General features: G+C 64.5%; 9 protein-coding genes. 7 read left to right on the plus strand and 2 right to left on the minus strand.

All coding sequences use genetic code 11. The annotated features are described in order from the left end of the window. Positions 1–60 precede the first annotated feature (60 nt). Positions 61–1,680 (plus strand): glycosyltransferase family 39 protein, encoded by a 1,620-nt coding sequence (locus L0962_RS08060; RefSeq protein ID WP_234085846.1) that lies wholly within the window; start codon positions 61–63, stop codon positions 1,678–1,680. 32 nt (positions 1,681–1,712) lie between these two features. Here the strand turns inward: L0962_RS08060 and orn are convergent, their stop codons facing one another. Beyond that, positions 1,713–2,258: an oligoribonuclease gene (gene orn / locus L0962_RS08065; RefSeq protein WP_234085847.1), complete on the minus strand. Its 546-nt coding sequence runs from the start codon at positions 2,256–2,258 to the stop codon at positions 1,713–1,715. A gap of 53 nt (positions 2,259–2,311) precedes the next feature. Between orn and L0962_RS08070 the strand changes: the two genes are divergently transcribed. Genes L0962_RS08070 through L0962_RS08095 form a run of 6 tightly spaced genes read left to right on the plus strand, consistent with a single transcriptional unit; the run spans position 2,312 to position 11,185 of the window. After that, positions 2,312–3,562: a M48 family metallopeptidase gene (locus L0962_RS08070; RefSeq protein WP_234085848.1), complete on the plus strand. Its 1,251-nt coding sequence runs from the start codon at positions 2,312–2,314 to the stop codon at positions 3,560–3,562. After that, on the plus strand, positions 3,559–3,873 hold the full coding sequence (locus L0962_RS08075; protein ID WP_234085849.1) for a cytochrome c: 315 nt from the start codon (positions 3,559–3,561) through the stop codon (positions 3,871–3,873). Before L0962_RS08070 ends, L0962_RS08075 begins: the two co-directional genes overlap by 4 nt. Continuing rightward, entirely contained in the window at positions 3,873–4,733 is an 861-nt protein-coding gene (gene rsgA, locus L0962_RS08080; protein WP_234085850.1) for a ribosome small subunit-dependent GTPase A, read from the plus strand. Before L0962_RS08075 ends, rsgA begins: the two co-directional genes overlap by 1 nt. A gap of 49 nt (positions 4,734–4,782) precedes the next feature. Next, on the plus strand, positions 4,783–5,904 hold the full coding sequence (locus L0962_RS08085) for an HD-GYP domain-containing protein (RefSeq protein WP_234085851.1): 1,122 nt from the start codon (positions 4,783–4,785) through the stop codon (positions 5,902–5,904). Between the two features lie 7 nt (positions 5,905–5,911). Further along, positions 5,912–8,974 (plus strand): PAS domain S-box protein, encoded by a 3,063-nt coding sequence (locus L0962_RS08090; RefSeq protein WP_234085852.1) that lies wholly within the window; start codon positions 5,912–5,914, stop codon positions 8,972–8,974. A 6-nt stretch (positions 8,975–8,980) separates the two neighbouring features. Then, positions 8,981–11,185, plus strand: coding sequence for an ATP-binding protein (locus L0962_RS08095; protein ID WP_234085853.1), 2,205 nt, complete (start codon positions 8,981–8,983; stop codon positions 11,183–11,185). Here L0962_RS08095 and L0962_RS08100 read toward each other — a convergent pair whose 3' ends face one another. Beyond that, positions 11,186–12,403: a TIGR03862 family flavoprotein gene (locus tag L0962_RS08100; protein WP_234085854.1), complete on the minus strand. Its 1,218-nt coding sequence runs from the start codon at positions 12,401–12,403 to the stop codon at positions 11,186–11,188. It abuts the gene before it with no gap. Position 12,404 lies beyond the last annotated feature (1 nt).

The raw sequence follows: 12,404 nt of genomic DNA on the forward strand, positions 1-12,404 counted from the left end.
TGACGATCGGCTTGACCGTTTCGCAGAAGGCAGCCCGTGGGCTGCCTTTTTATTTTGCGCATGACTGAACCTTTCGCCTTCCTGCGCCGCGGCATCCGTCTGCCTCCCGGCGGCTGGGTGCTCGCCGCCATGCTCGCCTTCTACGTCCTGGCCGGTCTGTTCGGGCGCGATCCGTGGAAGGGCGAGGACGCCATTCACATCAACACCGCCTGGCAGATGCTGCAAGGCGGCGACTGGCTGCGCCCGATGCTCGCCGGCCGACCTTTCCACGAGCCGCCGCTGTTCTACTGGAGTGGCGCAGTCACCGGCTTCCTGTTCGGCGGCCTCATTCCGGCCCACGAAGCAATCCGGCTGGCCAGCGGCATCTGGATCACGCTGACCCTGATCGGCTTGTATTACGCCGGCCGCGAGTTGTACGGCAACGACAGCGCAGCCGCCAGCCCGCTGCTGCTGGCCGGCTGCGTCGGACTACTCCTGCATGCCCACGACGCCCAGCCGATGCTGATCGCCCTGGCCGCTTACACCTGCGGTCTCGGCGGTCTGGCGACCATTGGCCGGAAGCCGCGGCTGACCGGCATTTTCTATGGCCTGTCGCTGGCCGCCTGCCTGCTCGGCGCCGGCATCGCACCGACGCTGCCGCTGCTGGCAATGGCGCCGGTCGCCTGGTGGCTCGCCCCCGATCGGCGCAAGGGCCTGCAGACCCTGCTCATCGGCCTCGGCATCGGCGCCCTGCTGGCGTTACCCTGGCCACTGCTGCTGTACATCCAGTATCCGGCACGTTTTCATGCCTGGCTGGCAACCGAACTGGCACCGTTGCTGACCCCCTTCTCGCTGTTCGGCCTCGGTCGCTTCTCGGCGATGCTGCCCTGGTTCGCCTTTCCGGCGCTGCCGCTGGCCCTGTGGACCCTGTGGTCGAAACGCCGCCAGTTGCGTGCCCCGTCGCTGGCGCTGCCGCTGGCCATGTTGCTGGCGACCTTGCTGCTGCTGGCCTGGGCCTTCCGTCCGCGGGAACTCCCTGCCCTGTTGCTGCTCCCGTCGATCGCACTGCTGGCCACCCCTGGCGTGCTGGCCCTGCGTCGCGGTGCGGCCAGCGCCTTCGACTGGTTTGCGATGATGTTCTTCAGTCTGTTCGTCACCCTGCTCTGGGTCGCCTGGTCGGCCATGGCGCTGGGTGTGCCGGAACGACTGGCCAAGCGTGTCACGGTCCTGCGCCCCGGGTTCGTTGGCCAGGTAGATCTGATCGACGTGAGCATCGGCGTGGCAGCAACCTTGTGGTGGATCTGGCTGATTGCCACGGCACCGCGTTCGCCCTATCGCAGCCTGACGCACTGGACCATGGGTTTCACCACCGCCTGGCTCGCTGCCACGGCGCTGATCCTGCCCTGGTTCGATTACGGCAAGAGCTATCGGCCGGTGGCCGAGGCGGTCGCCCGGGCACTGCCCTCGGACGAACTGCAGCACTGCCTGGCCGAGCGCGGATTGACGGAAACCCAGCGCGCGTCCTTCGATTATTTCGTCAATATCGAACCCGTCGAATACGGCAGCAAACGTTGCGACTGGCTGATCGTCGGCGGCAACTCGATGGCCGACCTGCGGGCGCCGGACGGTGGCTGGCAGAAGGTCTGGGAAGGCAACCGGCCCGGCGAGCGCAAGGAAAAATTCCGTCTTTACCGGCGCTGACCGCAGGCGGCAGCCCAGCCGCCGCGGTCTGCTCACTTGATCAGGAAATGCTCGCGGTAGTAACGCAATTCGCCGATCGACTCGTGTACATCGGCCAGCGCGGTGTGCGGGCTCTTCTTCTTGAACCCCTTGTAAATCTCGGGCTGCCACCGCCGGCAAAGCTCTTTCAGGGTACTGACGTCGAGATTGCGGTAATGGAAGTGCGCTTCCAGCGTCGGCATGTAGCGGGCCATGAAACGCCGATCCTGACCGATCGAATTGCCGCACATCGGCGACTCGCCCTTGGCCGAATACTGACGCATGAACGCCAGCGCCTCGGCTTCAACCGCCGCGTCGTCCAGCGTCGAGGCGCGAACCCGGTCGATCAGGCCGGAACGCCCGTGGGTCTTCTGGTTCCACTCGTCCATCAGGGCCAGCGTGGCGTCGGATTGATGCACCGCCCACGACGGCGACTCGGCAACGATCTGCAGTTCGGAGTCGGTGACCACCATCGCCATTTCGATGATGTGGTCACGCGCCGGATCGAGTCCGGTCATTTCCATGTCCAGCCAGATCAGGTTGTTCGCAGTGCCTGCCATATAATCGCCCAACAATTCAAAACGACGATTTTCTCACAGCTTACGCCCCGACCGTGCCCAACACCTTCAGCTTGCTCTTCCTCGGCGTTTTCTGCCTGACCCTGGGCCTTCGCCTGTGGCTCAAATGGCGGCAGATTCGCCACGTTCTGGCCCACCGCACGGCGGTTCCCGCCGATTTCATCGATCGCATTCCGCTCGCTTCACACCAGAAAGCCGCCGATTACGCGGTCGACCGCAGCAAGCTGGCGATTTTCTCGATTGTCGCCGATGCCGCCCTGCTGCTCGCCCTGACGCTCGGCGGCGGGCTGGCCGGGCTGCACGCTTTCTGGTCGCCCCGCCTCGACGGCGTCGGCTACGGGCTGGCAATGATCTTCAGCGTGATGGCGATATCCGGCCTGGTTGATCTGCCACAGACGCTGTACAGCCAGTTCGTCGTCGAGGCGAAGCACGGTTTCAACCGGATGACCCCGGCACTGTTCCTCTCCGACTTCGTCAAGCAATTGTTGCTCGGCATCGTCATCGGCGCCCCGGTGATCGCCGCCGTGCTCTGGCTGATGGGCGCCATGGGCGACTACTGGTGGTTCTGGGTATGGCTGTTCTGGAGCGCCTTCAACCTGCTGCTGATGTTCATCTATCCGACCTGGATCGCTCCGCTGTTCAACAAGTTTTCGCCGCTGCCCGACGGCGACATGAAAACGCGTATCGAAGCGCTGCTCGCCCGCTGCGGTTTCCGTAGTTCCGGCCTTCATGTCATGGACGGCTCGAAGCGCTCAGGCCACGGCAATGCCTATTTCACCGGTTTCGGCGACAACAAGCGCATCGTCTTCTATGACACCCTGCTCGAACGCCTGTCGCCGGCAGAAGTCGAGGCCGTACTGGCGCACGAACTGGGCCATTTCCGCAAACGCCACATCGTCCAGCGGATGACGCTGATGTTCTCCGCTTCGCTGGCCTTCCTGTGGCTGCTCGGTCAATTGATCGACGCCCCCTGGTTCTACGCCGGACTGGGCGTGACGCAGGCCAGCACGGCCCTGGCGCTGATCCTGTTCTTCCTGGTCGTTCCGGTCTTCCTGTTTCCGCTGGCGCCACTGACCAGCCGCCTGTCGCGACGCCACGAATTCGAAGCCGACGCCTACGCGGCCACCCATGCCTCGGCCGACGATCTCGTCAGCGCCCTGGTTCGGCTGTACGATGACAACGCGGCGACGCTGACGCCCGATCCGCTGCACTCGCTGTTCCACGATTCGCATCCGGCAGCGGCGCAACGCATCGCCCACCTACAACAACAGGAGACAAGCGCATGAAAACGATGAACGCCCTGCTCGCCGGTTCGCTGGTATCGCTTCCCGTCCTTGCCGCCGATCCCTGGGGCGATGCCGACCCGCATGCCGGCAAACTGAAACACGAAGAGAAATGCGTGGCCTGCCACGTCAGACTGTACGGTGGCGACGGCAGCAAGATGTACACCCGCGACGGCCGCCTGATGTCCACCAAGCTGGACATTCTGCAACGTACCGCCGCCTGCAATTCCCAGGTCAAGGCCGGCTGGTTTCCGGATGAAGAGGCCGAAGTCGCGGCCTACCTGAACCAGATCTACTACAAGTTCAAGGACTGATGCGCGGCCGCGTCGTCGCCGCCCACGGTCGGCAATATTTCGTTGAAGTGGACGATGGTCGACGCTTGCCCTGCTTTCCGCGTGGCAAGAAAAGCGATATCGCCTGCGGCGACGAGGTCGAGGTCGGACAAAGCTCCGCCGACCAGGGTGTGATCGAGGCGATTCTGCCTCGACGCAGCCTGCTCTACCGCTCGAACGAGATCCGCCAGAAGCTGATCGCCGCCAACGTCGACCAGATGATCGTCGTGGTCGCCGTCGAACCGGCGTTTTCCGACGACCTCGTGACACGCGCGCTGATTGCTGCGGAAAGCCAGGGCATCGAAGTACTGATCGTGCTCAACAAGGCCGACCTGAGCGACCGCCTGCCGCTGGCCCGGCAGCAGACCGAGATTTTTCGCCAGCTTGCTTACCCGGTCATCGAACTCTCGGCACGACACGGGGCCGACATCCTCAGGGACCAACTGGCCACCAGGACCAGCGTGCTTGTCGGCCAGTCCGGCATGGGTAAATCGACGCTGATCAACGCCCTGATTCCGGACGCCGGCGCGGCCACCCGGGAAATTTCTCAGGCTCTCGATTCCGGCAAACACACGACAACCCATGCCACGCTGTATCGACTGGCGGACGACAGTTTCCTGATCGACTCCCCGGGACTGCAGGAATTCGGTCTCGGCCACCTGACGCTGGACGAACTCGAACTAGCTTTCCGCGAATTCCGCCCCTTCCTTGGCCAATGCCGTTTCCGCAACTGCCGTCACGACCGCGAACCGGACTGCGCATTGCAGGCTGCCCTTGCCAGCGGCGAAATCACGGCCGGGCGTTTCGCCAGCTACCGCCGGCTAGCCGGACTCGACCGGTAAAACCCTTGAAACACGGCCGGCTAGCCAGAAAACGATGCAAGGCAGATAATTGCCCGACAGATCCCTCATCTGGGAAACGGAGAAAGCCATCAAGACGCAGCCCAACATCCTGATCGTCGACGACATCCCGGAAAACCTGAGTGTGCTCGGCGAACTTCTGCAGCCCACCTACCGGGTGCTGGCGGCAAATTCCGGGCGCCGGGCGCTGCAGATCGCCCGCGGCGTCCCGGCCCCCGATCTCATCCTGCTCGACGTGATGATGCCCGACATGGACGGCTACGACGTGCTCGCCGAGTTGCGCGACGACCCTGCGACGCGCGGCATTCCGGTGATCTTCGTGACGGCGATGGACGCCACCGAGGACGAGGAACGCGGCCTCGACTGTGGTGCGGTCGACTACATCACCAAGCCGATTCGTCCGGCCATCGTCATGGCGCGCGTCCGCGCCCAGCTCGAACTGAAGAACGCCCGGGACATCCTCAGCGACCAGAATGCCTATCTGGAAAAGGAAGTCTCGCGCCGGATGGCGGAAAACCAGTTGATCCAGGAAGTCAGCATCCATGCCCTGGCCCGCCTGGCCGAAACCCGCGATCCGGAAACCGGCAACCACCTGCGCCGGACCCAGGAATACGTCCGGACGCTGGCCACCAGCCTGCAACATCACTCGCGTTTCGCGGCCTACCTCGACGATCGGACGATCGCCGCGCTCGCTCAGTCGGCGCCGCTGCACGACATCGGCAAGGTCGGCATTCCCGACCACATTCTGCTCAAACCCGGCAAGCTGACGCCGGACGAGTGGGAAATCATGAAAACGCACGCCGAACTCGGTGCCCACGCCATCGCCCAGGCCGAAGCCGATGCCTTGCAGCCGGTCGAGTTTCTCGGCATTGCCAAGGAAATTGCCCACCATCACCATGAAAAATGGGATGGCAGCGGCTACCCGGATCATCTCAGCGGCGACGACATTCCGATCTCCGCCCGCCTGATGGCACTGGCCGATGTGTTCGATGCGCTGATCTGCGCCCGGGTCTACAAACCGCCGATGCCTTTCGACGAAGCGCACGAGATCATCGTCAAGGGCAGCGGCAGTCATTTCGACCCGGACATCGTCGCCGCCTTCGAATCGGAATTCGAAAACTTCAAGCGCATCGCCAATACCTGGGGTGAATGAAGGCCACATGAGCATCGCGACCGAGGACTCCGGCCACTCGCTGCGCAAGGCCTTGCTTCGCGTCGTGCTGCCCTATGTGGTGCTGTCGACGCTGTGGATCCTGTTTTCCGACCGCCTGCTTCACCTGTTCGTCCTCGACGCCGGACAACTGATGCAATGGAGCATGTACAAGGGCTGGGGCTTCATCGCCGTCACCGCGCTGCTGCTCGGCGCCCTGCTGCATCGCTTGCTGCGCAGTCTCGAGGATCAGCGGCGTGAAGCCGCCCAGGCTGGCAGCACGGTCCGGCAGCTGGCCGACGATCTCAGCCTGCAGCACGAACTGCAGCAACGCTACGCCGCCGCCTTTGTCGCCAGCCCGGCGGCGATCTCACTATCGTCGGTGGCCCGCGGCGTGTTTCTCGATGTCAACCCGCGTTATTCCGAGATGCTCGGGTACAGCCGCGACGAACTGATCGGACGCAGCGCCCTGGACATGGCCATCTGGGAAAGCGAAAACGCCCGCCAGATCTGGGTAGCACAGCTTCTCGCCAGCCGCCGGCTGCACGACTATCAGACCACCTGGCGCCGTCGCGACGGCAGCCCGATAGAACTCAGCATCTCATCGGAAATCATCGAACTGAACGGTGAAACCTGCATCCTTGGCTTCATTCTCGACATTTCCGAACGCCGGCATGCCGAGGCCGAAATACAACGGCTCCAGCAACGCCTGACCGCAGCCTTCCACGCTGCGCCGGTCGCTGCCTGCATCACCCGCATGAGCGACGGGCAACTGGTCGAAGTCAACGAACGCCTGCTGTCCGAATACGCCTGGAAACGTGAGGAACTGCTCGGCCAGACGACACTCTCCTCCGGTCTCTGGGGCAGCGGGGAAGAGCGGGCCCGGATGATCGAACTGATCCGCCGCGACGGTCAGGTGACCGATTTCGAGAGCATCGGCGTCGGGCGCGACGGGCGCCGTCGCGAAATCAGCCTGTCGGCCCGGATCATCGACGTTTCCGGCCTGCCGCATCTGGTCGTCTACATCGACGACATTTCCCAGCGCGTCGCCGCCGAGCGTCGCCTGCGTGAAAGCGAGGAGCTTTATCGGAACATCTTCAGCAATGCCCAGGACGGCATCTGCATGGTCGATCCGGAGAGCCTCGCGTTCGTCGAAATCAACGACGCCGGCATCAACGGCCTGGGCTATACGCGGGGCGAAATCGCCTCGCTGGGATTGCACGACCTGCAGTTCGATCTCGATGAAGCCGGCGTGCGCGCCGCAGTCGAGGGAATCATCCAGAATGGCAGCGTCACCTTCGAGAACCGCCACCGGCGCAAGGACGGCAGCATTCAATACGCCCGCGTCTCCGCCACCGCCGTGACCACCAGCGGACGCACGTTGATCAGCAGCATCTGGCAGGACATCACCGACCAGAAAAAAGCCGCCGGTGAACTCGAACGTTACCGGCTGCATCTCGAGGAACTCGTCGCCGAGCGAACCGCCGAACTGGCCGCCGCCCGCGACGCGGCAGAGGAGGCCAGCCGGGCGAAGAGCGCATTTCTGGCCAACATGAGCCACGAAATACGCACACCGATGAACGCCATCATCGGCCTGACCCACATGGCCGAGCGTCACACCGACGACCCCGCCCAGCTGACCCGGCTGAAAAAGGTCGACGCGGCGGCGCTGCATCTGCTCGCGCTGATCAATCAGATTCTCGATATCTCCAAGATCGAAGCCGGCAAACTCGAACTCTCCCCGGTCGATTTCAATCTCCGGGACATGGTCGAAAAAGCCGTGGCATTGGTGGTCGACCGCATCCATGCCCAGAACCTGAGCCTGTCGGTGAATATTGACCCGGCGCTGCCTGCCGAACTGCACGGCGACCCTTTGCGACTCGGCCAGGTCCTGCTCAATTACCTGTCGAATGCGGTCAAATTCACCGAGCACGGTGGCATTTCCATCGACATCGCGCCGTTGACCGTGGCAGCGGATCACTTGACCGTCCGCTTCGCGGTCACCGACACCGGGATCGGCATCGAACCGGAGGAACAGCAGCGTCTGTTCAGAATCTTCGAGCAGGCCGACAGCTCGCCGACCCGCCGCTTCGGCGGTACCGGCCTGGGCCTGGCGATCGCCCGCCATCTGGCCCAGATCATGGGCGGACAGGCGGGCGTGGACAGCCAGCCGGGACACGGCAGCACCTTCTGGTTCACCGTGCGCCTGCAGCCGGCCGATCAGCCGGCTGTTGCCGAAGCGCTCCGCTCCACCCAGGCGGAATCCAGGCTGACCGCCCGCACTCGCCCCGCTCACGTTTTGCTGGCCGAAGACAACCCGATCAATCAGGAAGTTGCGGTCGACCTGCTGCGCAGCGCAGGAATGACCGTGGACATTGCCAGCAACGGCGCCCAGGCATTGGAACTCAGCCGGCAGCACTGCTACGACCTGATCCTGATGGACATCCAGATGCCGATCCTGGATGGTCTGGCGGCCACCCGGAAAATGCGGGCGGACAACGTCCGGACGCCGATCCTGGCAATGACCGCGAATGCCTTCGGCGAAGACCGCAAACGCTGCCTGGAAGCCGGCATGAACGATCACATCGCCAAACCGGTGAACCCCGACAACCTCTACGCGGCCATCCTGAAATGGCTGCCCGAGGAATCCGGGCCTCTCGTCGCCCCCGCTCCCGTCGCGCCACCGCCAATCGACGACGACAGCTGCCTGCGTGCGCTGTCCAGCCTGCCGCAGATCGATACCGCCATCGGTCTGCATGCCGTCCGCAACCGCCTGCCGAGCTATCTTCATCTGTTGTCCAGCTTCCTGGACTCGCATGGCAACGATGCCGAACTGCTGCGCCGGGCCCGTCAGGATAACCAGCGCGAGAACGCACACCGGCTGGCACACAATCTCAAGGGCGTTGCCGGCACCCTGGGACTGACCGACATCGCCAGGGCGGCCGCAGCGCTGAATGCCTCGCTGCACGACGCCGAGCCCGCTGCCAATGCCTTGCCACTGTTCGTCGCGCTGGAAAACGCCATCGACGATACCTGTACGGCCCTTCGCCCCCACCTGGCGGAAAGACACTGAACGACCATGCCCCTGTTTTCCGAACCAGCGCCCACCCCGAATCACGACCGGGAGCATGGCCTCAATCCGCCATCGCGAGCGCTGCAGCTCCTCGGCTCGGTGACCCAGGTCATCGTCTCGGAAACCGACGAAGCACGCATGCTGGACGAGATCTGTCGGCGGATCTGCACGATCGGCGGCTACCTGGCGGCCGAATGGCGTGGCGAGGCCGGGCAAGGGAACTGGATTTTGCTGCCGCTCGAGGTCGAAGGACAAAGCCGGCCAGCCTTGCGACTGTTAGCCGCATCGCCGTCGGCCGATGCCGCGGAACAGACCTTGCTCGACGAGCTCGCCAAGGCGATCGCGCTGGGCATCGGCCGGCTGCGTTCGCAACAGACGCTGGCCCAGCGGGAGGACAGCCTGCGCAAGCTGTCGCTGGCCATCGAGCAGAGTCCGCACAGCATCGTCATCACCGACCTCAACGGCCGGATCGAATATGTCAATCGGGCCTTCGTCGCCAATACCGGCTACGGGCAACAGGAGGCGGTCGGCGAGAACCCCCGGTTGCTGCACTCCGGCCTGACGCCCGACCAGAACTACCGCGAGCTCTGGGAAACCCTGAAACGGGGTGAGGTCTGGCGCGGCGAATTCGTCAACCAGCGCAAGGATCACAGCATCTACGAAGAGTTCGCGATCATCTCGCCGGTCCGACAGGCTGACGGCACGATCACGCACTATCTGGCGATCAAGGAAGACATCACCGAGAAAAAAAAGACCCAGCTAGAACTGGAGAACTACCGGCAACGCCTGGAAAACCTGGTGACCGAGCGGACCGCCGAACTCCGCCAGGCCAAGGAAGAAGCGGAAACGGCCAACCGCGCGAAAAGCATCTTCCTGAGCAACATGAGTCACGAGATTCGTACGCCGATGAATGCGATCCTCGGCCTGACCCACCTGCTGCAACGCGACCTCGATCCCGGCGAGGTGCGCGACCGGGTGCTGCGCATCGGCGAATCCGCCCAGCATCTGATGGCCATCTTCAACGACATCCTGGATATCTCGAAGATCGAGGCCGGCCGCATGCCGATCAATGTCGCCGATTTTTCGTTGCCGGAAATCGTCCTGTCGGCTTCGCGCAGCTACGGAGAGGAAGCCAGGGCCAAAGGGGTCGGTTTCGAATGCAACCTCGATCCCCGGATACCCAGCGTGCTGCGCGGTGACTCACTGCGCGTCCGCCAGATCCTGATCAACTACCTGTCGAACGCGGTCAAATTCACCGACCGCGGCCGGATCACCCTCAACCTGTCGATCACGGCCGACGACGGTCAGTCGGTCACCCTGCACGGCACGGTCAGCGACACCGGCATCGGCATTTCGCCGGACATTCTGGAGCGTCTGTTCCGTCCTTTCGAGCAGGCCGACAACTCGACGACGCGCCGTTACGGCGGTACCGGCCTCGGTCTGGCGATCAGCCGCCGGCTGGCCGAAGCCATGGGGGGTACGACAGGCGCCGACAGCACCCCCGGTGGCGGCAGCACGTTCTGGTTCACGATCCGTCTGGCTCATGCCGCCGCCAGCCCGGTCAGTGCACCAATACCGATCCCCGAACCGATCGTCGACGGTGAACGGCTCAGCGCCCAACTGAACAGCCTGCGCGGCATCGATCTGGCCGCCGGCCTGCGTGCGGTACGCGGCAAGATGCCGACCTACCGACGCCTGCTCGGCCAGTTTTCCGAAAATCACGTACGGGATTTCGAACGCATGCATGAACTGATCGCCGGCGGCCAGCCCGAAGAGGCGAGACGGCTGGTCCATGCGCTGAAAGGCGCGGCCGGCACGCTGGGCGCCAACGACATCTACCGGCTGGCGACCGGCCTCGATCTGGCCATTCGCCAGAACGAGGCGATGGCCGACTGGCCAGCCATGATCGATCGCTGCGCCGCCGCTTACGACGATCTGCGCCGACAGTTGAACACGCCGCTCGACGAACCGCCGACCAGCGCCCCGGATGCCTCGCAAACGAACGAACCGGCCGCCATCCCCTTGCTGCAGACCCTTCGCCGCCAGTTGCTGACGGGCGATTTCTCGGCGCTGGGCGAAGTCCAGCGCAATGCCGAACGCTTGAAGGATTATCTCGGCGATCGCTACGGCAATTTCGAACACGAGGTTGCCGATTTCAACTTCGAGAGCGCCATCGCGCTGCTCGACAGCGTACTCGAACAGCGCAGCTGATCAACCGGCCTCGCGCAACCAGGCCGCCATCCCGCGGCCGGCGACGTAACCGCTGGCCAGGCAGGCGGTCAACAGATAGCCGCCGGTCGGCGCTTCCCAGTCCAGCATTTCGCCGGCGAAGAACAGACCGGGGTGCTGGCGGGCCATCAGCCGCTCGTCCACCGCCTCGAATGCAACGCCGCCGGCGCTGCTGATCGCTTCGTCGATCGGCCGCGGCGACACCACCGGCACCGGCAGCGACTTGATCGCCGCCGCCAGCGAGTCGATCGCGGTCAACGCGTCCGGCGGGCAAAATTCGCGCAGCAGGCCGGCCTTGACGCCATCGATGCCGACCCGTCGCCGCAGGTGGTTGGCCAGCGAATCGCGCCCGCGCGGCTGGGCGAGCTCCTGTCGCAGACGCGCCAGGCTGCGGCCGGGCGCCAGATCGAGACAGAGCTGCGCCCGGCCATCGCGCGCGAGACTGTCGCGCAGTTCGGCCGACAGGGCATAAACCAGGCCGCCTTCGATACCGGCAGCGGTAATGTTGAATTCCCCTTGACGGGACAGTCGACCGCAAGCGCCGGTCACCGCCTTGACCGGCGCCCCGGCGAAGCGCTCACGAAAATGCGGCGACCAGGCGACGTTGAAACCGCAGTTGGCCGGTTGCAGCGGCCGCACCGGCAAACCGCGCGCACCGAGCAGGCTGACCCAGGCCCCATCCGAACCGAGCCGGGCCCAGCTGCCGCCGCCCAGGGCCAGCAGGACGGCAGCCGGGTCGAGCGTCTGCTCGCCATCCGGTGCGGCGAAGCGCAATGCCCCGTCGTCGCGCCAGCCGAGCCAGCGATGACGCACGCGAAACTGCACCCCGGCCCCGCGCAGGCGGTGCAGCCAGGCGCGCAGCAGCGGCGCCGCTTTCATTTCCCTGGGAAAGACCCGTCCCGAGGTGCCGACGAAGGTATCCACGCCCAGGCCGTGTATCCATTCGCGCAAGGCCTGCGGGCCGAACGCATCGAGCAGCGGCGCAATGAACGGAGAACGCTCGCCGTAGCGATCGACGAATGCCGGCAGCGGTTCGGCATGCGTGATGTTCAAGCCGCCCCGGCCAGCCATCAGGAACTTGCGGCCCGGCGACGGCATTGCGTCGAAAACCGTCACCTGCAGCCCGTCGACCGCAGCCAGTTGCTCGGCTGCCATCAGCCCGGCCGGTCCGCCGCCGACGATGGCGACCTGGCGCTTCATC

This window comes from Azonexus sp. R2A61 (assembly GCF_021401135.1).
Classification (GTDB): domain Bacteria; phylum Pseudomonadota; class Gammaproteobacteria; order Burkholderiales; family Rhodocyclaceae; genus Azonexus.